This is a genomic window from Streptomyces sp. BBFR51, assembly GCF_044591655.1.
Lineage (GTDB): Bacteria > Actinomycetota > Actinomycetes > Streptomycetales > Streptomycetaceae > Streptomyces.
In genome coordinates this window covers 4,328,800-4,351,029 of sequence record NZ_CP172448.1, presented here as the reverse complement: position 1 = coordinate 4,351,029, position 22,230 = coordinate 4,328,800, and the positions used below count along the sequence as shown (strand labels likewise).

Here is a 22,230-nt window from a genome sequence, read left to right as displayed (position 1 = left end):
TCGTCACGCTCCCCTCCTCAGTACGCCAGCGAGCGGTCGACGGCATCCAGCACCCGGTCCAGGTCGGGCAGGTACTCCTCCTCCAGGCGGGCCGGCGGGTACGGGGCGTGGTAGCCGCCGACCCGGAGCACCGGGGCCTCCAGGTGGTAGAAGCAGCGCTCCGTGATCCGGGCGGCGATCTCCGCGCCCGAGCCCAGGAACACCGGCGCCTCGTGGACCACGATCAGGCGGCGGGTCTTCTCCACCGACGCCTGGATCGTGTCGAAGTCGACCGGCGAGATCGAGCGCAGATCCACGACCTCCAGGGACCGCCCCTCCTCGGCCGCCGCGTCGGCGACCTCCTGGCAGAGCTTCACCATCGGACCGTACGCGGCCAGCGTGAGGTCGCTGCCCTCGCGCACCACCCGCGCGGTGTGCAGCGGGCCCGGGATGGCGTCCTTGTCGACCTCGCCCTTGTCCCAGTAGCGCCGCTTGGGCTCGAAGTAGATCACCGGGTCGTCGCTCTGGATGGCCTGCTGCATCATCCAGTACGCGTCCGCCGAATTCGACGGCGAGACCACCTTCAGGCCCGCCACGTGCGCGAACAGCGCCTCGGGGGACTCGGAGTGGTGCTCGACCGCGCCGATGCCGCCGCCGTAGGGGATGCGGATGACGACCGGCATCCTGACCTTGCCCAGCGAGCGGGCGTGCATCTTCGCCAGCTGGGTGACGATCTGGTCGTAGGCCGGGAAGACGAACCCGTCGAACTGGATCTCCACCACCGGGCGGTAGCCGCGCAGGGCGAGGCCGATGGCGGTGCCGACGATGCCGGACTCGGCCAGCGGGGTGTCGATGACCCGGTCCTCGCCGAAGTCCTTCTGCAGACCGTCGGTGACCCGGAAGACACCGCCGAGCTTGCCGACGTCCTCACCCATGATCAGGACCTTGGGGTCCGAGTCCAGCGCGCGGCGCAGCGATTCGTTGATCGCCTTGGCCAGCGCCATCTTTTCCGCTGCCATGTCAGACCCCCTCTCCCGCGGCGAAGCCGCTGTCGGACTCAGTTGCGAACGATGCCTGGTAGGCGGCGAACTGGGCCCGCTCCTCGTCGACGAGCGCGTGCCCGTCCGCGTACACGTTCTCGAAGATGGCGAACCGGTCCGGGTCCGGCATGGCACGGACCACTTCGCGCACTCGTTTGCCCAACGCCTCGCTCTCCGCCTCCAGTTCCCCGAAGAATCCCTCGTCCGCGTGGTTTGAGGACTCCAGGAAGCGGCGAAGGCGCAGGATCGGGTCCTTCGCCTCCCAGGCGGCCCGCTCGTCGTCGTGCCGGTAGCGGGAGGGGTCGTCCGAGGTGGTGTGGGCGCCCATGCGGTACGTGTACGCCTCGATCAGCGCCGGGCCCTCACCGCGCCGCGCCCGCTCCAGCGCCCACCGGGTGACCGCGAGACAGGCCAGCGCGTCGTTGCCGTCGACGCGGACGCCGGGGAAGCCGAAGCCCTGGGCGCGCTGGTAGAGCGGCACCCGGGTCTGCTTCTCGTTGGACTCGGAGATCGCCCACTGGTTGTTCTGGCAGAAGAACACCACCGGCGCGTTGTAGACGGCGGCGAAGTTGAACGCCTCGCTCACGTCGCCCTGGCTGGAGGCGCCGTCGCCGAAGTAGGCGATCACGGCGGAGTCCGCGCCGTCCTTGGTGATGCCCATCGCGTAGCCCGTGGCGTGCAGCGCCTGTGAGCCGATGACGATCGTGTACAGGTGGAAGTTGTTGCCGTTGGGGTCCCAGCCGCCGTTGTTCACGCCCCGGAACATGCCGAGCAGGTTGGTCGGGTCCACCCCCCGGCACCAGGCGACGCCGTGCTCGCGGTAGGTCGGGAAGACGTAGTCGTCCTCGCGGGTGGCGCGGCCGGAGCCGATCTGGGCGGCCTCCTGGCCGAGCAGCGAGGCCCACAGGCCCAGCTCGCCCTGACGCTGCAGGGCGGTGGCCTCGGCGTCGAAGCGCCGGGTGAGCACCATGTCGCGGTACAGGCCGCGCAGCTCGTCGGGGGTGATGTCGGCGACGTACGAGGCGTACTCGGCGTAGGGCGAGTTCTTGGCGGTCTCGACGCGCTCGCCCTCGGGGGTGAGCAGCTGCACGAGCTCCGTCGCGGAGCCCTTCTGGGCAGCGGTGCGGGTGGTGCCAGTGTTGCGTGTGGTGCGCTTGGCGCCGGTGGTGTCGGCTTTGGTGCCGGTGGTGCCGGCCGCCTTGCTTCCGGCGCTGCGTCGCGGCTTGCGCGCGGCAGTGCTCTCGGTCACGTGTGCTCCTCCGTCGGTCCGGCCCCCGGGTTCGCCGGAAGCCAGTGCGGCTCACCTGCGGCCCGGCGGACGCACAAGGGTGGGTGCGGCCCGGTCGGGAACAGGCGTGACAGGTGCCCCGGCGAGCGCCCTGCGAACAGCACGTTACCCAGTGCTCCACATTTCTGTGAAACCCCTCCTGACCTGCGTTTTTACTCGGATTTCCAAGTAAATCGGCGAAGGACGGAAGTTTTACTGGTCACAGCCTCGCAGGGGGCCGGAACAACGGCACGTTATCCCGGCCACCCCGGGCACGGGAAGAGTCGGTGTGTGAGACTGACCGCGTGCGCGAAGACGGAAAAATCCGGGTATTCCTCCTCGACGACCACGAGGTGGTCCGCCGCGGGGTGCACGATCTGCTCTCGGGCGAGGCCGACATCGAGGTGGTGGGCGAGGCCGGTACGGCGGCCGAGGCGCAGGCCCGGATCGCGGCCACCCGTCCGGACGTCGCGGTGCTGGACGTACGGCTGCCGGACGGCAGCGGCGTGGAGGTCTGCCGCGACATCCGCTCCCTGGACGAGTCCGTCCGCTGCCTCATGCTGACCTCCTTCGCCGACGACGAGGCCCTCTTCGACGCGATCATGGCGGGCGCCTCCGGCTACGTCCTCAAGGACATCCGCGGCACCGAGCTGCTGAGCGCCGTACGGGAGGTGGCGGACGGGAAGTCGCTGCTCGATCCGGCGGCCACCGCGCGCGTGCTGGAGCGGCTGCGCGGCGGCGGGACGCAGCCCGACGACCGGCTGGCCCGGCTCACCGTGCAGGAGCGCCGCATCCTGGAGCTGATCGGCGAGGGGCTGACCAACCGCGCGATCGGCGAGCGGCTGCACCTGGCGGAAAAGACGATCAAGAACTACGTGTCGAGCCTGCTGGCCAAGCTCGGCATGCAGCGGCGTTCCCAGGCGGCCGCCTTCGTGGCACGGCTGGAGGCCGAGAACCGCTGACGGGACCGGCCGGGACTTACTCGGGACTTACGTCCCCTCCTGCCGGGGCGGGCGACTCTGTTCCGGTGCCCCGCGCTCGCGCACAGTGAGTGCATGCCCTCCGACGAACAGCTCGCCGTCGGCCTGCTCGGCCGTACCGCCTACGGCCGGGCGGCCACCACCATGCGTGCCCTGCCCTTCCTCGCCTTCGCGCGGCACATCGTGGCCGACGGCCGGGTCCTGCTGCGCATGCCCAGGAGCTGGGGCTATCACCGGGTGTGCGCCGGGAGCGTCGTCGCGTACGGGGCGGACAACCTGACCTCCGCCCGGCCCGGCGAGAGCCTGTGGACCGTGCAGGTCCTGGGCCGGTGCGAGAACCACGAGCCGAGCGCCGCCGAGCTGGAGCGGTTCGGTCCCGCGCCGAGCCGGGTGGACGGCGAGCCCTTCGCGCCCGCCTACCTGCGCCTCGAGCCGCAGTTCGGCACGGTGCACTTCACGGACGGCTCGGCGGGGCCCGCGTAGCGGTCGCGCTCAGAGGTCCCGCTCAGAGACCCCGCTCAGAGGCAGACAGACGCAACGCGCGCGTGAGGCCCGTTTCCGGGTCGCACGCGCGCGTGGGGTGTGGAGGGAGGTCCGGTCACTCGCCGGCCGGGTCGTCGGGGTCGCCCGTCGGGTCGCCGCCGGTGCCGCCCGTCGGGTCACCCGTCGGATCGCCCGTCGGGTCACCGGTCGGATCGCCCGTCGGGTCGCCGGTCGGCGTCGTCGGGTCGCCCGTCGGGTCACCGGTCGGATCGCCCGTCGGCTCGTTCGTCGCGGTCTCCGACGGCGTGTACGACGGCGTGTACGGCTGGTCCCAGTCCCCGTCGCCGGTGCCGCCCCCGCCGCTGCCCTGCTCCGTGCCCGGGTCGGTGGTCTCCTCGGTGGCCTCGTCGCTGGGCGAGGAGCTGGGCGACTCCTTGTCGGAGCTCTGCGAGGTGGACGCCGAGGGGCTCTTGTCCGTCTCGGGGCCGCCCTTGCCGCCGTCGCCGTTGTTCAGGGCCAGCGCGACGCCCGCCGCGATGGCGATCACCGCGAAGACGGCCAGTATCCAGAGCTTGCCGCGGCCGCTGCCCTTGTTGCCGCGGCCCTCGAAGCCGCCGTCGTCGCCCCCGCCGTAGCCGTTCGGCAGGATCGGCTGCGGGATCTGCGTGGTGCCCGAGCCGTGGTCGGGGTGCGGCATGACCGAGGTGCCCGCGAGGCCGGCCGCGGGCGTGTGCCGCCCGTCGTGCGCGGCGACCGGGCCGGTGTTCCAGGTGCCGGTGTGGCTGCCCTGCTCGTACAGCATCTGCAGCCCGTACTGCACCAGGCCGCGCATCTCCTCGGCGGTCTGGAAACGGTCGTCGGGCTCCTTGGCCAGCGAGCGCATCACCAGGCCGTCCAGCTCGGGCGGCACGGCGTCGGAGGCCTCGGAGGGAGGCGTCGGGATGTCCTGGACGTGCTGGTAGACCACCGACAGCGGGGTCTCGCCGGTGAACGGCGGGCGCAGCGCGAGCAGTTCGTAGAGCAGGCAGCCCGTCGCGTACAGGTCGGAGCGGTGGTCGACGGCCTTGCCGAGGGCCTGCTCGGGGGAGAGGTACTGCGGGGTGCCCATGACCATGCCGGTCTGCGTCATCGTCGTGGACGCGCCGTGCAGGGCGCGGGCGATGCCGAAGTCCATCACCTTCACCGCGCCGTTGTCGGTGATGATGACGTTGGCCGGCTTGATGTCGCGGTGCACGATGCCGTGCTGGTGGGAGTAGGCGAGCGCCTCGAGCACACCGGAGACGATGATCAGCGCCTGCTCGGGGCCGGGCGCCTCGGCGTTGAGGAGGAGGTCGCGGATGGTGCGGCCCTCGACGATCTCCATCACGATGTACGGCACGGACTGGCCGCCGACGAAGTCCTCGCCCGAGTCGTACACGGCCACGATGGCATGGTGGTTGAGGCCTGCCACCGACTGTGCCTCGCGCGTGAAGCGCGCCTTGGAGACGGGGTCCTCGGCGAGGTCGGCCCGCAGCAGCTTGACCGCCACGGTGCGTCCGAGCCGGACGTCCTCGGCGGCGAAGACCTCGGCCATGCCGCCCCGCCCGAGTCTGCGGGTCAGCCGATACCGGCCGTCGCCGACCAAGCCGCCGTTGCCCCAGTTCTCCGGCGCGTCAGACATACCGCCGCCAGATGCCTCGGGTTCGGACGGGTCCTGGGCGCGCTGCTGCTGTGCCATCAGTCCTCGCCGTCGTTTCTGCCCGCGGTACGCGCGGTGTTGTTACGGTCTCCGTCGGCCACGCTACAGCCTCCGCGCTGGCCTCCGGTCCGAGATGGGCGCCGGGACCGGCACATGAGACGGACCGGTCATGAAACCCTGGTTCCGTACTCTCGTGCAAATTCTGTGTACCGGCAGTACGCCGGCTGTAACGCTTCCGCGACGCTTCTTTCGCGTACGGTCACGGAACGGGCACCGCGCTTGACGTGTCAGTGCCCTGGGGCAGACTTGGCCGGGAATAGCACTTTCGATCACGAGGGCGCGTGCCGCTGCCACCGGCTTTGCGGCGCCCATGGGGGACGCAGAGACATGAGCCAGGACGCCGGACAGGGACGGTATGCGGGGCGGGCGCTCGCCGGCGGCCGTTACCAGCTGCGCGACTTGCTCGGCGAGGGCGGCATGGCCTCGGTGCACCTGGCGTACGACTCGGTCCTCGACCGTCAGGTCGCGATCAAGACGCTGCACACCGAGCTGGGACGTGAACAGGCCTTCCGCGAGCGCTTCCGCCGTGAGGCCCAGGCCGTGGCCAAGCTCACGCACACCAACATCGTCTCCGTCTTCGACACCGGCGAGGACGATCTGAACGGCCTGACGACTCCGTACATCGTCATGGAGTACGTCGAGGGCCGGCCGCTCGGCTCCGTGCTCGACGCGGACGTCCGGCAGCAGGGCGCGATGCCCGCCGACAAGGCGCTGAAGATCACCGCGGACGTGCTGGCGGCCCTGGAGATCAGCCACGAGATGGGCCTGGTCCACCGGGACATCAAGCCCGGCAACGTGATGATGACCAAGCGCGGCGTGGTCAAGGTGATGGACTTCGGCATCGCCCGCGCCATGCAGTCCGGCGTGACCTCGATGACCCAGACCGGCATGGTCGTCGGCACCCCGCAGTACCTCTCCCCGGAACAGGCCCTCGGCCGCGGTGTGGACGCCCGCTCCGACCTGTACTCGGTCGGCATCATGCTGTTCCAACTGGTCACCGGACGTCTGCCGTTCGACGCCGACTCGCCGCTGGCGATCGCGTACGCGCACGTGCAGGAGGAGCCGGTGGCTCCGTCCTCCGTCAACCGCGCCCTGCCGCCGGCCGTGGACGCGCTGGTGGCCCGCGCGCTGAAGAAGAACCCGAACGAACGCTTCCCGAGCGCCGAGGCCATGCGCGACGAGTGCCTGCGCGTGGCGGCCTCCTTCCAGGCGGCCCCGCCGAGCATCGTGCCGGGCGCGAGCACGTCGAGCGGCGCGGGCGTCGGCTCCGCGGTGTTCCCGCCGGTCGACCAGGGCACCCCGGCGCCCACCGGTCCCGTCCAGACGCCGTACCAGCCGACGCCGGCCCCTGGTCCCAACCCGTACGGCACCCCGGCCCCGGCGGCGCACTCGCCCGCGTACGGCTATCCGCAGCAGGCCGGCTACCAGACGCCCGCGCCCTCGCAGTACGCGCAGCAGCAGGGATCGGCCACCCCGCCGCCGTACAACCTGACTCCGTCGGCCCCGGCCACCGGCTCCTCGGGCGGCGGCCGGAACAACAAGCCAGTGATCATCGGCTCGATCGTGGTCGCCGTCGTGGCCGTCGGCGCGCTGATCGGCGCGCTGCTGATGAACGGCGGCGGGGACGAGGACCCGGAGGCCGGCGGTGGCGGCTCCGCGAGCACGTCCGCGTCGCCGTCGAAGGCGGCGGGCTACCGCGGGCCCGACAAGGAGAAGACGATCGAGAAGGACAAGTGCACCGAGCCGGAGGAGTCGTACAACGACCCCGAAAAGATCAAGGTGCCGGACTTCACGTTCAAGTACATCGGCTCGGTCAAGGAGTGCTTCAACGCCGCCGGCTGGACGATGAAGGTCGTCGAGGTCGACGAGAACACCTACGGCGAGGGCTCGATCCGGGACCAGTTCCCGACGGCCGGCACCGACGTGGACCCCGAGGACATGCCGCAGATCCAGCTGAAGGTCTCGACGGGCAACCCGGCCTCCGAGTGAGCGTGTGACAGCGGGCGAAGGGCCCGGCAGCAGGTGCTGCCGGGCCCTTCGCGATGTCGGTGGACGCCGTTCCTACAGGTAGGGCCCGCCGGAGCGGCCGCCCGGCTGCGGGGGCTCCTCGCCCTCCGGACCGCCCGCGCCCGGCGGCAGCGCGCGGCGCATCTGCTCCAGCTGGGCCCGCGCGGCCATCTGCTGGGCGAACAGCGTGGTCTGGATGCCGTGGAACAGGCCCTCCAGCCAGCCGACCAGCTGCGCCTGCGCGATCCGCAGCTCGGCGTCGGTCGGGGTGGCGTCGTCCGTGAACGGCAGGGAGAGCCGCTCCAGCTCCTCGACCAGCTCCGGAGCGAGCCCGTCCTCCAGCTCCTTGACCGAGCTGGCGTGGATCTCCTTGAGCCGCACCCGGCTCGCCTCGTCCAGGGGCGCCACCCGCACCTCCTCCAGCAGCTGCTTGATCATGCTGCCGATCCGCATGACCTTGGCAGGCTGCTCCACCTGCTCGGTCACCGGAATCTCGCGGGAGTCGTCGTCCCCGCCGCCGCTGAGCGCCATTCCGTCCTGGCCGACGACCAGGATCTGAGGGTTGTCCGGCGACCTGTCGTTCCTCGGCATCTCCATGACGCCATTGTCTCGCACCCGTGCACCGCGACCGGGTGGTGCCCCCCGCCCAAGCGTCCCCCACCGCGTTCGGCGGAGTCCGGAATGCCGGTGTCGCCGACTGGTGTGAGGCTTGTTCCGTCGATTTTGTTGATTTGAGCGATTTGGGCGAATTACACGACTGGTTAGCACCGGGAGGGGGTCACGGACGTGACTCCATGGCTGCGCACGCTGCGGGCGACGGGACTGGTGGGGGTCCTGGGGGTCGGCGCCCTGATGTCGCCGTACGGGGCGGAGCAGGCCCACGGCGCCGGGTTCCCGGCGGTGCGGGCGGCGCCGTCCCCGGCGCCCTCCGCGCCGGGCCACGCCTCGGCGCCGGGGGCGACCGCCGACGCGGACGGCTCCGGCAAGCACGACGGGCGGGGCGGTCACGAACACCCCGGGCGCCCCGACGGTCCCGACCGCCAGGAGGGCCCGGACGCCGGGCCCGCCTCCCCGTCCGCCGCGGAATCCGGCCCGGCGGGCAGCGCGGGGCGGGGTTCCGCCACGCCCTCCCATTCCCCCGCGCCGTCGGCGTCCGGCACCGCGGCGGGGACCGAGCCCTCCCGGGCGGGGAGCCTGCCGGGCGAGGGCAGGCAGCGCCCCGGCCGCGCCGAGGAGCGGGAGCGGGAGCAGGACGGCACGGACGAGAACGCCGCTCACCGCGCGGACGGCGACGGCGACGGCGACGAGGGCGTCCCCGAGGACGCGGCCACCGCCGTGCGGCCCGACGCGGCCGCCCCGGTGCCCTCGGCCTCCCCGTCCCGGTCCCGGCCGCAGACCGGCACGCAGAGCCAGGAGGCCACCGAGCCCGTCCTGCGGATCCTCCCCCTGGGCAGCGGCCTGGTCTTCATCGGCGTCGGCCTGGCCCTGGGCCTCGTGGGCCTGCGTCTGCGCCGGGGGTAGGCCCGCGCCCGCTACGGGGTGACCAGCAGCACCTTGCCGACGTGCCCGCTCTCCTCCACGATCCGGTGCCCTTCACCGGCGTCGCTCATCGGCAGTTCGCGGTCGACGACCGGGCGGACGTGTCCCCCGGCGAACAGCGGCCAGACGTGCTCCCGTACGGCCGCCACGATGGCCGCCTTCTCCTCCAGCGGGCGGGCCCGCAGCGAGGTCGCGCTCACGGCGGCGCGCTTGGCGAGGAGGGTGCCGATGTCCAGTTCGCCCTTGCGGCCGCCCTGCATGCCGATGATCGCGAGCCGGCCGTTCACGGCGAGGGCCCGGACGTTGCGGTCGAGGTACTTGGCACCCATGTTGTCGAGGACGACGTCGGCGCCCGCACCGTCCGTCGCGTCCTTCACCTCGGCGACGAAGTCCTGCTCCCGGTAGTTGATCAGGATGTCCGCGCCCAGTTCGGCGCAGCGCTCCAGCTTCTCCTTGGTGCCCGCCGTCACCGCGACCTTCGCGCCCACGGCCTTGGCGAGCTGGATCGCCATGGTGCCGATGCCGCTGGAGCCGCCGTGCACGAGCAGCGTCTCCCCGGGGCGCAGGTGGGAGACCATGAAGACGTTCGACCAGACCGTGCAGACCACCTCGGGCAGCGCCGCCGCCCGCTTCAGGTCCACGCCCTGCGGCACCGGCAGCAGCTGACCGGCCGGGACGGCGACCTTCTCGGCGTAGCCGCCGCCCGCGAGCAGGGCGCACACCTCGTCGCCGACGGCCCAGCCGGACACGCCGGGACCCACCTCGCTCACGCGCCCGGAGCACTCCAGGCCCGGATACGGGGAAGCGCCGGGCGGGGGGTCGTAGAAGCCCTGGCGCTGCATGATGTCGGCGCGGTTGACGGCTCCCGCCGTCACCTCGACCAGGACCTCGCCCTCGCCGGGCACCGGGTCGGGGACCTCGGCCCACACCAGCGCCTCGGGGCCTCCGGGTTCGGAAATCGTGATCGCATGCATGAGGGCGACGCTACTCCTGTGCCCGCCGTGTCCCCCCGCCGGAAAATCCCTGTGCGTCGGCGATGAGTTTGCGCGACGGTAAAGGTCTTCCCATGCGGAGACCAAGAACGCGTAGTCCAGGAAGGCGTTGTCCAGGAAGGCGTAGTCCAGGAAGGCGTTGTCCAGGAAGGCGTAGTCCAGGAACGCGTAGTCCATGAACGCGGAAGGACCATCAGCATGAGCACGCACACGTCCCACCTCGCCATCCGGACCGAGGGACTGGTGAAGACGTTCGGCGAGACCCGGGCCGTGGACGGGGTGGACCTCGCGGTGCCCGCCGGCACGGTCTACGGCGTCCTCGGCCCGAACGGCGCCGGCAAGACCACCACGGTGAAGATGCTCGCGACCCTGCTGCGGCCCGACGACGGCCACGCCCACGTCTTCGGCCACGACGTCGTACGCGAGGCGGACGAGGTACGCGGCAGGGTGAGCCTCACCGGCCAGTACGCGTCCGTGGACGAGGACCTCACCGGCACCGAGAACCTGGTCCTGCTGGGCCGGCTCCTCGGGCACGGAAAGGCGGCCGCACGGGAGCGGGGCGACCAGCTGCTGGCGGCCTTCGGTCTGTCGGACGCCGCGGCCAAGCAGGTCAAGCACTACTCCGGCGGCATGCGGCGGCGCATCGACATCGCCGCGTCCATCCTCAACACCCCCGACCTGCTCTTTCTCGACGAGCCGACCACCGGCCTCGACCCGCGCAGCCGCAACCAGGTCTGGGACATCGTGCGCGCGGTCGTCGCCCAGGGCACGACCGTGCTGCTGACCACGCAGTACCTGGACGAGGCCGACCAGCTGGCATCCCGGATCGCCGTCATCGACAAGGGCCGGGTGATCGCCGAGGGCACCAAGGGCGAGCTGAAGGCGTCCGTCGGCGCCGGCTCCGTCCATCTGCGGCTGCGGGACGCGGAGGAGCGGCCCGAGGCCGAGCGGGTCCTGCGCAACCTGCTGGTCGCCGAGGTGCAGCCGGAGCCCGACCCGGTGGCGCTGACCGCGCGCCTGGGGGTGGCGGCGAGCGACACGGCCGCCGACCAGGCCGCCAAGGCGCTCGGCGAGCTGGCCCGGGCCGGCATCACCGTCGACAGCTTCTCCCTGGGACAGCCCAGCCTCGACGAGGTCTTCCTGGCGCTGACCGGGCACGACACCGGCCAGAGCACCGACGCCGACAGCGGCACCGACAGCGGCTCCGGCACCGACACGAAGGACGAGGCGACGGCATGAGCACGGCCACGAGCACCGAGAACAAGGAACTGTCCCCGGTCAGCACCGAGTCGCTCGCGGCCCTGCTGGTCACCAGGGAGCGGCCGCCGCGGCCCAGCGCCCTGTCCACGTCCCTGACGTTCGGATGGCGCGCGATCCTCAAGATCAAGCACGTCCCGGAGCAGCTCTTCGACGTCACCGCCTTCCCGATCATGAACCTGCTGATGTTCACGTACCTCTTCGGCGGTGCGCTGGCCGGTTCGCCCAGTGACTACATCCAGTTCGTCCTGCCGGGCATCCTCGTGATGTCGGTCGTGATGATCACGATGTACACCGGGGTCTCGGTGAACGTCGACATCGAGAAGGGGGTCTTCGACCGCTTCCGCTCGCTGCCGATCTGGCGGCCCTCGGCGATGGTCGGCTATCTCCTCGGCGACGCACTGCGCTACACCATCGCGTCCGTGGTCATGCTCTCCGTGGGACTGCTGCTCGGCTACCGGCCCGACGGCGGGTTCGTCGGCGTGGTCGCCGGGATCGCGCTGCTGCTGCTGTTCTCGTTCGCCTTCTCGTGGATCTGGACGATGTTCGGGCTGATGCTGCGCACCGAGAAGTCGGTGATGAGCGTCAGCATGATGGTGATCTTCCCGCTCACCTTCCTGTCCAACGTCTTCGTCGACCCGAAGACCATGCCGGGCTGGCTGCAGGCCTTCGTCAACAACAGCCCGATCACCCACCTCGCGTCCGCGGTGCGCGGTCTGATGGCGGGCGACTGGCCCGGCGTCGAGATCGCCTGGACGCTGGGCTGGGCGGGCGTGCTCCTGCTGGTCTTCGGCCCGGTCACGATGCGGCTGTACAACCGCAAGTAGCGGGCCGCCTCAGTCGCGGGGCAGCGGGCGGGCGTCGGGCGCCACGTGGGTGGCCGGCGTCGCCCGGACGATCGTGATCAGGCGGTCCGTCAGCTCCAGTCCGCCGAGGGCCGGATCGTCGTAGCCCAGGACGCGGTGCCCGCGCAGCACGCTCACCACCAGGTCGTCCATCTCGCGCGGGTTCCTGCCCACCTCGGCCTTTATGACGGGCCGCTCGATGAGGTCGAGCCCGCTGCCCTGGCTGATGAGGTCCTCCATGACCATGCCGGCGGCGGGGCTGAGGACGGAGAGCCCGAGCAGTCGGCCCGCGGCGCTGGCACTGGTGATCACGGCGTCGGCGCCGGACTGCTTCAGCAGCGGCGCGTTCTCCTCCTCGCGGACCGCGACCACGATCTTCGCGCCGCGGTTGAGCTGCCGGGCCGTCAGCGTGACCAGTACGGCCGTGTCGTCGCGCTGGGTGGCGATGATGATCTGCTTCGCCCGGAACGCCTCGGCACGGTTGAGCACGTCGCTGCGCGTCGCGTCACCGACCACGCCCGCGTAGCCGTGGGCCGTCGCGGCCTCGATGGCCTTTCCGCTGGGGTCGACCACGACCACCTGCTCCTTGCGCAGCCCGGTCGCGCAGACGGTCTGGATCGCCGACCGTCCCTTGGTTCCGAAGCCGACGACGACGGTGTGATCGCGCAAGGCGGACCTCCAGCGGTTCAGGCGCCACTCCTCCCGAGTGCGCTCGGTGAGGGCTTCCAGCGTGGTGCCGACCAGGATGATCAGGAACAGCACGCGCAGGGGCGTGATGACGAAGATGTTGGTCAGCCGTGCGGAGTCGCTGACGGGCGTGATGTCGCCGTATCCGGTGGTGGAAAGCGTGACGGTGGCGTAGTAGAAGGCGTCGAGGAGGTCGACGGAGCCGTCGGAGTTGTCGGTGTAGCCGTCGTGGTCGACGTACACGACGACCGCTGTCACCACGAGGACCACCAGCGCGACGGACAGCCGCTTGGCCACCTGGCGAAACGGGTGCTCCACCAGCTTCCTGGGGAGCTTCACCCGGTGGGTCACGAGGTGCTCGTCCGCCTGCCGGGCGATCGCGTCCTGGCCCGGAAGTTTCACGTGAAACACACTCCGATTCCGCCGGTCGCCCACGGCAGGTCGAGCAGCTCGGCCTCCTGTCCGGACCGCGCACCGCCGGGGGGTACGACGGCCAGTGCGTCGGCGGCGGCGATGCCGCGCAGCATCGCCGGACCGTTGTAGTGCAGCGGCACGGCACCCTCGCCGCGCAGCACGACGGGCACGAGCCGGGTGTCGTACGGGTGCCCGTGCACCGCGTCCCGCAGCGGCAGCGTGTACCGCTCGGGTGCCGGGCGGGCGGCGAGGGTGCGCAGCAGCGGCTCGGCGAGGGTGAGCAGTCCGGAGACGGCGGCGAGGGGGTTGCCGGGCAGTCCGACGAGGTGCTGGTCGTCCTTGACGCGGGCGAGCAGCATGGGGTGGCCGGGGCGTGCCTTGACGCCGTCCACGAGGAGGTCGGCGCCGATGCGGCGCAGGATCGGATGGACGTGGTCGACGGGTCCCGCGGCGGTGCCGCCGGTCGTGACGATCAGGTCGGCGTCGGAGGTGGTGACGGCACGGTGCAGGGCCTTGGCGTCGTCGCCGATCCGGCGGAGGGCGCGGACCTCGGCGCCCAGGGCCCGCAGCCACGGCGGCAGCATCGGGCCGAGCGCGTCCCGGATGAGGCCGTCGTGCGGGAGCCCCTCGGTGAGCAGCTCGTCGCCGAGGACGAGGACGTCTACACGGGGGCGGGGGAGCGCGGTGAGGGTGTCGTATCCGGCGGCCGCCGCGAGGCCCAGTACGGCCGGGGTCGCGAGGGTGCCGACGGGCAGCAACTGGTCGCCACTGCGGCACTCCTGACCGCGCGGGCGGATGTCCTGGCCGTGGACGACCTCGCGGGTGGGGTGCAGGCGGCCGCGTTCGCCGGTGCGGCCGTGCTCGGTGCGCAGTACGGCGGTGGCGTCGAGGGGGACGCGGGCGCCGGTGGCGATGCGGACGGCCTCGCCGTCGGTGAGGGGCGCGGGTTCCGCGTGCCCGGCCAGGACGCCCTCGTCGCGCACCGTCCAGGGGCCCGGACCGGCGACGGCCCAGCCGTCCATCGCGGAGGTGTCGAAGGAGGGCAGGTCCGTGAGGGCGGCCAGCGGCGCGGCCAGGGTGAGGCCGAGGGCCGCGTCGAGGGGCACGGAGACCGGCGTTCGGCGGGTGGCACGGGCGGCGGCTCGGGCGGCGCGCTCGGCGGTGGTCCGGGCCTCGGGCCAGGGGGTCGCGTGGTGGTGGGGTTCCGCCTGCTGGTGCGGGGCGCCGCGGTGGCCGTGGTGCGTGGTGTGACCGGGGTCGCCGTGGGGAGGGCCGGGCTTCTCCTGCACGAGGGCGAGTGCCTCCTCGACGTCGAGGTCTTCCGCTTCCTCGTCGGCCCTGGTGCCGGGGGAGGTCATCACGCGTCCGGGCGGGTGTCGGGGGTGGCGTCGGTGGCCGCTTCGGGCTTGCCCTTCGCGGGGGCGGGGCCGGCGTCGGCGGCCTCCTCGGCCCAGCGCAGGGCGAGGGCCGCGGCCTTGCGGGCGGTCTCGGCGACGGCTTCGGGACCGCCCCCGGCCCGTCCGGCCGCGTAGCCGACGAGGAAGGTGGTCAGCGGGGCGGCGGGCCTGGCCACCCCGTGGGCGGCGTCGCGCGCGAGATCGAGCAGAACGCCGGTGTCGACGTCCAGGTCGATGCCCAACTCGTCCTTGGCTGCAGAAATCCATTCATCCAACACGTGACCATGCTCCCTGATGCGTGCCCTTGCGATGGCGATGTCGTCCCAGGTGTCGCAGTCGAAGGAGGCGACGGCGTCGGGGACGCGGGTGAGGCGGAGGGCGCCGGTCAGGCGGCGCAGCGGCAGCCCGGTGAGTCCGGCCCGGTCCGCCCGCTCTTCCCGGTCCCGGGTGAGCGCGGCCAGTTCGCGGCGCAGCGCGGGCGCGCGATAGGCGGCGACGAGGGGCTGGTCGCGGCCGTCGCCGTCGGTCAGCAGTACGCCGTCCGCGTCGCCCGCGGCTAGCGTCGACAGCAGCCGCCGGACGGTCGGCCCGGCGAGGAAGGGCAGGTCGGCGGAGAGCACCGCGACGAACTCCGCCGTGGTGTGCCGCAGTCCGGCGTCGAGGGCGGCGAGCGGGCCGCCGCCGGGCGGGTCCTCGCGCACCCAGGTCACCGGACGCGCGGTGGGCCGGGGATCGGCGACGACGACGGTGCTCCGCGCTCCGGCGCAGGCGGCGAGCACCCGGTCGAGGAGCGCGCGGCCGCCCACCCGCAGGCCGGGTTTGTCCGCGCCCCCGAGCCGTCGGGCGGCCCCGCCGGCGAGCACGACCGCGTCGTACCCGGCGGGGCCGGGGCCCGGCTCGGGTCCGGTGCCGGCGCCGGGGTTGCCGGTGGGCTCGCTCGCGGTCACCCCCTGAGTATGCGGCCCGGAGCGATCACAGGGAACGCAGGGGAGCCCGCGCGATCGGAGCGTGTGCGGACGCGCCGTCGCCCGGTGCGCGCCGTCACTCCTGTCACAGGGTTCGCAGCAGCACCGCCGGCTGTTCCACGCAGTCCGCCACGTACCGCAGGAAACCGCCCGCCGTACCGCCGTCGCACACCCGGTGGTCGAAGGTGAGCGACAGCTGCACGACCTGACGCGCCGCCAACTCGCCCTCGTGCACCCACGGCTTGGGGACGATGCGGCCGACGCCGAGCATCGCCGCCTCGGGGTGGTTGATGATCGGCGTGGAGCCGTCGACGCCGAACACGCCGTAGTTGTTCAGCGTGAAGGTGCCGCCGGTCACTTCACCGGGCGTCAGCCGGCCCGCGCGGGCCGCCTCGGTCAGCCGGGCGAACTCCTCGGTCAGCCCCTCGGCGTCGCGCGCGTGCGCGTCCCGGACGACCGGCACGACCAGTCCCCGGTCCGTCTGGGCGGCGAAGCCGAGGTGGACCCGGTCGAGCCGGACGATCTCCCGGGCCTCCGTGTCGACCGTGGAGTTCAGCTCCGGGAAGCGGGCCAGGGCGGCCGTGCAGATCCGGGCCAGCAGGGCGACCAGGGAGATCTTCGGCCCCCCGGCGGCGTTCATCGCGGTGCGCGCCCGCATCAGCTCGGTCGCGTCGGCGTCCACCCAGCAGGTCGCGTCCGGGATCTCGCGGCGGCTGCGGGAGAGCTTGTCGGCGACGGCGCCCCGGACGCCCTTGAGGGGGGTGCGGAGACCTTCGGAGAGCGCGGCCGAGGGCGCGAGGGACGCGGCGGCCGACGCCTGGCCCGTGCCGGCCTGCTGGGCCGCCGTACGGCCGCCCTGGGCGGCGGCGGCACGCAGCGCGTACTCCACGTCCGCGCGCAGGATCAGCCCGTCCGGTCCTGAGCCGGTCAGCTCGCGCAGGTCGAGGTCGTTCTGCCGGGCGAGCCTGCGCACCAGCGGGGAGATGACGGGGACCGGGCCGTCCGCCGGCTCGGCGGCACGGACCTGGCCGTTGGCCCGCCCGGAGGCCACGGGCACCCGCTCGGCGGGCCGCACCCGGCGGCGCCGCGCGGGTGCCTCGGAGGTGCCGTATCCGACCAGGACGTTGCCCGACCCCTGCGCCTTCGTCTGTGCGGGCGGCGTCTGCCCGGCCCCGCCGCCGGTGTCCGGCTCCCGCGCCGGAGCGTGGGCGTCCTCGCCCACCGCCACGGTCAGCAGCGGCGCCCCCACGGGCAGCTCCGCGCCCTCCTCGCCGAAGCGGGCGGTGACCACGCCGCCGTACGGGCAGGGCACCTCGACCATCGCCTTGGCCGTCTCGACCTCGACGACCGGCTGGTCGACGGCGACGACCTCTCCGACCTCGACCATCCAGCGCACGATCTCCGCCTCGGTGAGCCCCTCACCGAGGTCGGGGAGCCTGAACTCCCGGATGTGCCCATCAGAAGCGTGTGCCATCAGCTTTCGGCCTCCCACTGCAGGCGCCCCACGGCGTCCAGGATCCGGTCCACACCGGGCAGGTGGTGACGCTCCAGCATCGGAGGCGGATACGGGATGTCGAACCCGGCCACACGCAGCACCGGCGCCTCCAGGTGGTGGAAGCAGCGCTCCGTGACCCGGGCCGCGATCTCCCCGCCCGGGCCCCCGAAGGAACCCGACTCGTGGACGACGACCGCGCGTCCCGTCCGCCGCACCGAGGCGCACACCGTCTCGTCGTCGAACGGCACCAGGGAGCGCAGATCGACGACTTCGAGTTCCCAGCCCTCGGCCCGGGCCGCCTCGGCCGCCTCCATGCAGACGGCCAGCGACGGCCCGTACGTGATGAGCGTGGCGCTCCGGCCGGAGCGCCGCACCACCGCGCGGCCTACCGGCTCAACGGGTGTCGGCTCCTCGGGGTTCCAGGTGTCCTTCGACCAGTACAGCCGCTTGGGTTCGAGGAAGACCACCGGGTCGTCGGAGGCGATGGAGGCGCGCAGCAGCCCGTAGGCGTCGGCGACCGTCGCGGGCGTGACGACATGGAGCCCCGGAGTCGCCATGTAGTACGCCTCGGACGAGTCGCTGTGGTGCTCGACGCCGCCGATGCCGCCGCCGTAGGGGATGCGGATGGTCAGCGGCAGGGGCATCCTGCCGCGGGTGCGGTTGCGCATCTTGGTGACATGGCTGACGACCTGCTCGAACGCCGGATAGGCGAAGGCGTCGAACTGCATCTCGACGACCGGACGCAGCCCGTACATCGCCATGCCGACGGCGGTGCCGAGGATGCCGGCCTCGGCGAGCGGGGTGTCCGTGCAGCGGTCCTCGCCGAACTCGGCGGCGAGCCCGTCGGTGACCCGGAAGACGCCGCCGAGGGTGCCCACGTCCTCGCCCAGGACGTGCACGGCCGGGTCGGCCGCCATGGCGTCGCGCAGCGCACGGGTGAGGGCCTGCGCCATGGTGGCCGGTTTGACGGCGACGGTGGTCATCGATGCGTCCCTTCCGACCCGGCTGCGGACTCGCTCTCGGCCTCCGCCGCCAGCTCCGCGACCAGCCGGTCCCGCTGCTCGCGCAGTTGCGGGGTGGGCTCGGCGTAGACGTGGGCGAACAGGTCGAGCGGGTCCAGCTCCGGGTCCTGGTTCATCCGGGCGCGCAGGTCGGCGGCCATGGTCTCGGCGTCCTCTCGGGCGGCGCGGATGCCGTCCTCGTCCAGCAGAGCGCGCTCGGTCAGCTCCCGCTCGAGCAGCTCGACCGGATCGTGCCGGCGCCAGGTCTCCACCTCGGCGTCGCCGCGGTAGCGGGTGGCGTCGTCGGCGTTGGTGTGCGCGTCGACGCGGTACGTCACCGCCTCCACCAGCGTGGGGCCGCCGCCGGCACGCGCGCGGCGTACGGCGTCGGACAGGACCTCGTGCACGGCGGCGGCGTCGTTGCCGTCGACCAGGCGGCCGGGCATCCCGTAGCCGACGGCCTTGTGGGCCAGCGACGGGGCGGCGGTCTGCTTGTCGAGCGGGACGGAGATCGCGAAGCCGTTGTTCTGGACGAGGAAGACGACCGGTGCCCGCCAGACGGCGGCGAAGTTCAGCGCCTCGTGGAAGTCGCCCTCGCTGGTGCCGCCGTCGCCGACCATGGCCAGCGCGACCACGTCGTCGCCCTTGAGGCGGGCGGCGTGCGCGAGGCCGACGGCGTGCGGCAGCTGGGTGGCGAGCGGCGTGGACAGCGGGGCGACCCGGTGTTCGTAGGGGTCGTAACCGGTGTGCCAGTCGCCGCGCAGCAGGGTGAGGGCCTCGACGGGGTCGACGCCGCGGGCGACGACGGCGAGGGTGTCCCGGTAGCTGGGGAAGAGCCAGTCCCGCTCCTCCAGGGCCAGCGCGGCGGCGATCTCGCACGCCTCCTGGCCGGTGCTGGAGGGGTAGACGGCCAGCCGGCCCTGCTTGGTCAGCGCCGTGGCCTGCGCGTTGTACCGCCGGCCGCGCACCAGCCGGGCGTACAGCGTGCGCAGCAGGTCGGCGTCGGCGCGGTCCGCGGCCTTCGTGCCGAGGACGCGGTACGGCTCCGCGTCGGGCAGCAGCGGCGCGGGGTCGGTACGGGGCTGCCAGGCGGGCGGCGGTGTGGGCCGGTACGCGCCCCGCTGCTCCATGACCGTCATGACGGCACCTCCTCGTGGGAGCGGCTTCGGGCTCGCCACGGGTGTGACGGGCCTCACCTACCGATTGTTCGGTCGTCGGCACATTTTGGCTACAGGCGGCCCCAGGCTGTGGACAAACGGTTCTCCACAGCCTGAGATGGACGCAGTACGTCCATCGTAAGAAGGCGGGGGGACATGGCATCTGAACAAATGGCCGAACGCCCGGAGGAAGCCGGCACCCCGGACGACGCCGGCACCCCGCCGCCCCCGCGCCCGCTGGACGCCATCGATCAGGACATCCTGCGCATGCTCCAGGCGGACGGCCGCGCCTCCATACGGTCGGTCGCGGAGCGGGTGCACGTCTCGCGCGCCAACGCCTACGCGCGCATCAACCGGCTCGTCGAGGACGGCGTCATCCGCGGTTTCGGCGCCCGCGTCGACCACGAACGCGCGGGACACGGCACCTCCGCGTACATCACCCTGAAGATCGTCCAGAACACCTGGCGCACGGTCCGCGCGCAGCTGCGGCAGCTCCCCGGGGCCTCGCACATCGCCCTGGTGGGCGGCGACTTCGACGTCCTGCTGCTGGTGCACACCCCGGACAACCGGGCCCTGCGCGAACTGGTGCTCACCCGCCTCCAGGCCATTCCGGAGGTGCTCAGCACCCGCACCCTGCTGGTGTTCGAGACCGAGGACCTGGAACCGCAGGGCTGACCGCCGGGGCCGGCGCCGGGCGGCTCAGGACGCCTTGCGCAGTCCGCCGAACACCAACCGCGCCACCGCGTCGACCACTTCGCGCTGACCCGACGCGCTCCGGCCGTCGGGACCGTCCGGGCGGTACCACTCGACAATCGAGTTGATCATGCCGAAGACCAGCCGCGTCGCGAGCCGCACCTCCACGTCCGCGCGCACGTCCCCCTCGGCCGCCGCGTCCTTCAGCAGCGCGGCGACCCGGTGGTCGAACTCGCGCCGCCGCTCCAGCGCCCACCGCTCGGTGTCCGTGTTTCCGCGCACCCGCAGCAGCAGCGTCACATAGGGCAGTTCGGCCATGAGCACCTCGACCATGCGCCGCACGACGTACTCCAGCCGCTCGGCGGCGGACCCCACACGCGCGTGCTCCTCGTCCAGGATCCCGAAGAGCTCGTCCAGGGCCCGGCTCACGGCCCGGCGCAGCAGCTCCTCCTTGCCCGTCACGTGGTGGTAGATCGAGGACTTGGAGATCCCCGCCGCCTTGGACAGGTGCTCCATGGAGGTGCCGTCGTAGCCGCGCTCGATGAAGACCTGCACGGCGACGGAGAGCAGCGTCTCGGGCGTGTACGTGTCGCGCTTGGCGGTGGTCATGAGGGGGTGCCCTCCTGCTTGTCGGCGGCGTACGCGTGGCGGTAGAGCGCCAGAGACGGCGCGTACCGGCCCGAGGGCGTGCACTGGTGCAGGTTGTCGAGGACCGCGCAGGCCCAGTCCCCGCCGAGCCGGCGGCTCCACTCCAGGGGGCCCAGCGGGTAGTTGACACCCAGACGCATCGCGGTGTCGACGTCCTCCTCGGTGGCCACCCCCTTGGCGACCGCCTCCACCGCCAGGTCGATGAGCCGCGCCACCGTACGGGCGACGATCATCCCGGGGACGTCACCGATGACGCTGACCTTCTTGCCCAGCGCCTGGAACAGGCCGGTGGCCTCGGCGACGGTCCGCGGCGAGGTGAAGTGCGAGGCGGACAGGGCGAGGCGCGCGGCGCGCCGGTAGTCGAGGGCGAGGTCGAAGTAGACGACGTCCCGGAACTCCACCGAGGTCTGGCCGTCGGCGAGCACGAGCTGTCCGCCGCCGGGCAGGACCAGCCGGGTGCCGTTGTCCTCGCCCTCCGTACGGACCTCGATGCCCGCCTCGCGGATCAGCGCGAGCAGCTCCGCAGCCGGGCCCAGGTCGCCCTCGGCGACGACGTAGGCGGGAGGCTCGGCGGGTTCGGCGGTGTGCGGCTCGGGACGCTCGGCGCCGTGCCGGTAGTCGTACCAGCCCTGCCCGCTCTTGCGGCCGAGCCGGCCGGACTCGACCAGCCGGCGCTGGGCCAGCGACGGCGTGAAGCGCACGTCCTGGAAGAACGCCTGCCACACGGAGTGCGTGACGGACTCGTTGACGTCCTGCCCGATGAGGTCGGTCAGCTCGAAGGCGCCCATCCTGAAGCCGCCCGACTCGCGCAGCACGGCGTCGATGGTGGCCGGGTCCGCGCCCTGGTCCTCGTGGACTGCGAGGGCCTCGGCGTAGAAGGGCCGGGCGATGCGGTTGACGATGAAGCCGGGGGTGTCGGCGCAGGCGACCGGGGTCTTTCCCCAGGCCCGGGCCGTCTCGTACGCGCGCGTGGCCGACTCGACGTCGGTCGCGAAGCCGGAGACCACCTCCACCAGCGGCAGCAGCGGCGCCGGGTTGAAGAAGTGCAGGCCGACCAGGCGGCCCGGGTTGCCGAGCGCGCCGCCGATGGCGGTGACGGACAGCGAGGAGGTGTTGGTGGCGAGCAGGCAGTCGTCGCCGACGACGTCCTCCAGCGCGCGGAACAGCTCCTGCTTCACGTCCAGCCGCTCCACGACCGCCTCGGCGACCAGGGCGCAGCCTGCGAGGTCGGCGAGGGTCTCGGCGGGCCCGAGCCGGGCACGGGCGGCGTCCCGTTCGGCGCCGGTGAGCCGTTCCTTCTCGACGAGCCGGTCGAGCCGGGCGCCGATCGCGTCGGCCGCCTCCCGGGCCCGCCCCGGAGCGGCGTCGTACAGCCGTACGGGATGGCCCGCGACCAGCGCCACCTGGGCGATGCCCTGGCCCATGGTGCCGGTGCCGACGACGGCCACGGGGCTGCTGAGGTCGAGTGCTGTCATGTGCGCGATCCTCCCGCACGGGGTTTTCCACAGATGCGGCGGTCCCCCTTGTCCCGACCGATCGTTCGGTTACTCTAGCCGTGTCCGCCTGTTTCTGCCCAGGTTTCCCCCCAGGTCCACGAACCCGCCGGAGAGTCGACGGCACATTCGTGGGAGACGAGGAGTTGGTCC

The 22,230-nt window shown here is 72.6% G+C and carries 20 protein-coding genes; 7 read left to right on the top strand and 13 right to left on the bottom strand.

The features are described from left to right. Window positions 1-17 precede the first annotated feature (17 nt). Together ACGH7X_RS19820 and pdhA (ACGH7X_RS19815) are read right to left on the bottom strand one after the other, a co-directional pair. Window positions 18-983, bottom strand: a complete 966-nt coding sequence (locus ACGH7X_RS19820; RefSeq protein ID WP_399897187.1) for an alpha-ketoacid dehydrogenase subunit beta — start codon at window positions 981-983, stop codon at window positions 18-20. 16 nt (window positions 984-999) lie between these two features. Beyond that, the gene (gene pdhA, locus ACGH7X_RS19815; protein WP_399886722.1) at window positions 1,000-2,268 is read right to left on the bottom strand and encodes a pyruvate dehydrogenase (acetyl-transferring) E1 component subunit alpha; all 1,269 of its coding nucleotides are present in this window, start codon (window positions 2,266-2,268) and stop codon (window positions 1,000-1,002) included. Window positions 2,269-2,591: 323 nt separating this feature from the next. Here pdhA (ACGH7X_RS19815) and ACGH7X_RS19810 point away from each other — a divergent pair, with 323 nt between their 5' ends. Both ACGH7X_RS19810 and ACGH7X_RS19805 read left to right on the top strand, forming a co-directional pair. Further along, on the top strand, window positions 2,592-3,248 hold the full coding sequence (locus tag ACGH7X_RS19810) for a response regulator (protein WP_399886721.1): 657 nt from the start codon (window positions 2,592-2,594) through the stop codon (window positions 3,246-3,248). Between the two features lie 93 nt (window positions 3,249-3,341). After that, entirely contained in the window at window positions 3,342-3,749 is a 408-nt protein-coding gene (locus tag ACGH7X_RS19805; protein ID WP_399886720.1) for a pyridoxamine 5'-phosphate oxidase family protein, read from the top strand. Between the two features lie 115 nt (window positions 3,750-3,864). Here ACGH7X_RS19805 and ACGH7X_RS19800 read toward each other — a convergent pair whose 3' ends face one another. Continuing rightward, entirely contained in the window at window positions 3,865-5,466 is a 1,602-nt protein-coding gene (locus tag ACGH7X_RS19800) for a protein kinase (RefSeq protein ID WP_399886719.1), read from the bottom strand. A 348-nt stretch (window positions 5,467-5,814) separates the two neighbouring features. Here ACGH7X_RS19800 and ACGH7X_RS19795 point away from each other — a divergent pair, with 348 nt between their 5' ends. Then, window positions 5,815-7,476, top strand: a complete 1,662-nt coding sequence (locus ACGH7X_RS19795; protein WP_399886718.1) for a protein kinase — start codon at window positions 5,815-5,817, stop codon at window positions 7,474-7,476. Window positions 7,477-7,548: 72 nt separating this feature from the next. Here the strand turns inward: ACGH7X_RS19795 and ACGH7X_RS19790 are convergent, their stop codons facing one another. Continuing rightward, a complete protein-coding gene (locus ACGH7X_RS19790) occupies window positions 7,549-8,091 on the bottom strand; it encodes a bacterial proteasome activator family protein (protein ID WP_399886717.1) in 543 nt (180 codons plus the stop codon). A 189-nt stretch (window positions 8,092-8,280) separates the two neighbouring features. Between ACGH7X_RS19790 and ACGH7X_RS19785 the strand changes: the two genes are divergently transcribed. Next, window positions 8,281-9,015, top strand: a complete 735-nt coding sequence (locus tag ACGH7X_RS19785; RefSeq protein ID WP_399886716.1) for a hypothetical protein — start codon at window positions 8,281-8,283, stop codon at window positions 9,013-9,015. 11 nt (window positions 9,016-9,026) lie between these two features. Here the strand turns inward: ACGH7X_RS19785 and ACGH7X_RS19780 are convergent, their stop codons facing one another. Beyond that, window positions 9,027-10,007: an NAD(P)H-quinone oxidoreductase gene (locus ACGH7X_RS19780; RefSeq protein WP_399897184.1), complete on the bottom strand. Its 981-nt coding sequence runs from the start codon at window positions 10,005-10,007 to the stop codon at window positions 9,027-9,029. A 216-nt stretch (window positions 10,008-10,223) separates the two neighbouring features. Here ACGH7X_RS19780 and ACGH7X_RS19775 point away from each other — a divergent pair, with 216 nt between their 5' ends. Together ACGH7X_RS19775 and ACGH7X_RS19770 are read left to right on the top strand one after the other, a co-directional pair. Further along, window positions 10,224-11,264, top strand: a complete 1,041-nt coding sequence (locus tag ACGH7X_RS19775; protein ID WP_399886715.1) for an ATP-binding cassette domain-containing protein — start codon at window positions 10,224-10,226, stop codon at window positions 11,262-11,264. Continuing rightward, a complete protein-coding gene (locus ACGH7X_RS19770) occupies window positions 11,261-12,109 on the top strand; it encodes an ABC transporter permease (RefSeq protein WP_399886714.1) in 849 nt (282 codons plus the stop codon). Before ACGH7X_RS19775 ends, ACGH7X_RS19770 begins: the two co-directional genes overlap by 4 nt. 9 nt (window positions 12,110-12,118) lie before the next feature. On the opposite strand, the gene ACGH7X_RS19765 is transcribed toward ACGH7X_RS19770, so the two are convergent. From ACGH7X_RS19765 to pdhA (ACGH7X_RS19740), 6 genes are all read right to left on the bottom strand, one after another. Continuing rightward, the gene (locus tag ACGH7X_RS19765; RefSeq protein ID WP_399886713.1) at window positions 12,119-13,216 is read right to left on the bottom strand and encodes a potassium channel family protein; all 1,098 of its coding nucleotides are present in this window, start codon (window positions 13,214-13,216) and stop codon (window positions 12,119-12,121) included. After that, window positions 13,213-14,586, bottom strand: coding sequence for a molybdopterin molybdotransferase MoeA (locus ACGH7X_RS19760; protein WP_399886712.1), 1,374 nt, complete (start codon window positions 14,584-14,586; stop codon window positions 13,213-13,215). Before ACGH7X_RS19760 ends, ACGH7X_RS19765 begins: the two co-directional genes overlap by 4 nt. Further along, window positions 14,586-15,572: an NTP transferase domain-containing protein gene (locus ACGH7X_RS19755; RefSeq protein ID WP_399886711.1), complete on the bottom strand. Its 987-nt coding sequence runs from the start codon at window positions 15,570-15,572 to the stop codon at window positions 14,586-14,588. The genes ACGH7X_RS19760 and ACGH7X_RS19755 overlap by 1 nt, the downstream gene beginning before the upstream one ends. Window positions 15,573-15,675: 103 nt before the next feature. Further along, on the bottom strand, window positions 15,676-17,064 hold the full coding sequence (locus tag ACGH7X_RS19750; protein WP_399886710.1) for a dihydrolipoamide acetyltransferase family protein: 1,389 nt from the start codon (window positions 17,062-17,064) through the stop codon (window positions 15,676-15,678). After that, on the bottom strand, window positions 17,064-18,068 hold the full coding sequence (locus tag ACGH7X_RS19745) for an alpha-ketoacid dehydrogenase subunit beta (protein WP_399886709.1): 1,005 nt from the start codon (window positions 18,066-18,068) through the stop codon (window positions 17,064-17,066). The genes ACGH7X_RS19750 and ACGH7X_RS19745 overlap by 1 nt, the downstream gene beginning before the upstream one ends. Then, entirely contained in the window at window positions 18,065-19,225 is a 1,161-nt protein-coding gene (gene pdhA / locus ACGH7X_RS19740; RefSeq protein ID WP_399886708.1) for a pyruvate dehydrogenase (acetyl-transferring) E1 component subunit alpha, read from the bottom strand. The genes ACGH7X_RS19745 and pdhA (ACGH7X_RS19740) overlap by 4 nt, the downstream gene beginning before the upstream one ends. A 189-nt stretch (window positions 19,226-19,414) precedes the next feature. Between pdhA (ACGH7X_RS19740) and ACGH7X_RS19735 the strand changes: the two genes are divergently transcribed. Beyond that, a complete protein-coding gene (locus ACGH7X_RS19735; RefSeq protein ID WP_399897181.1) occupies window positions 19,415-19,918 on the top strand; it encodes an Lrp/AsnC family transcriptional regulator in 504 nt (167 codons plus the stop codon). A gap of 24 nt (window positions 19,919-19,942) precedes the next feature. Here the strand turns inward: ACGH7X_RS19735 and ACGH7X_RS19730 are convergent, their stop codons facing one another. Together ACGH7X_RS19730 and ACGH7X_RS19725 are read right to left on the bottom strand one after the other, a co-directional pair. After that, window positions 19,943-20,545, bottom strand: coding sequence for a TetR/AcrR family transcriptional regulator (locus tag ACGH7X_RS19730; RefSeq protein WP_399886707.1), 603 nt, complete (start codon window positions 20,543-20,545; stop codon window positions 19,943-19,945). Next, entirely contained in the window at window positions 20,542-22,059 is a 1,518-nt protein-coding gene (locus ACGH7X_RS19725) for a 3-hydroxyacyl-CoA dehydrogenase (RefSeq protein ID WP_399886706.1), read from the bottom strand. The genes ACGH7X_RS19730 and ACGH7X_RS19725 overlap by 4 nt, the downstream gene beginning before the upstream one ends. Between the last annotated feature and the right edge of the window lie 171 nt (window positions 22,060-22,230).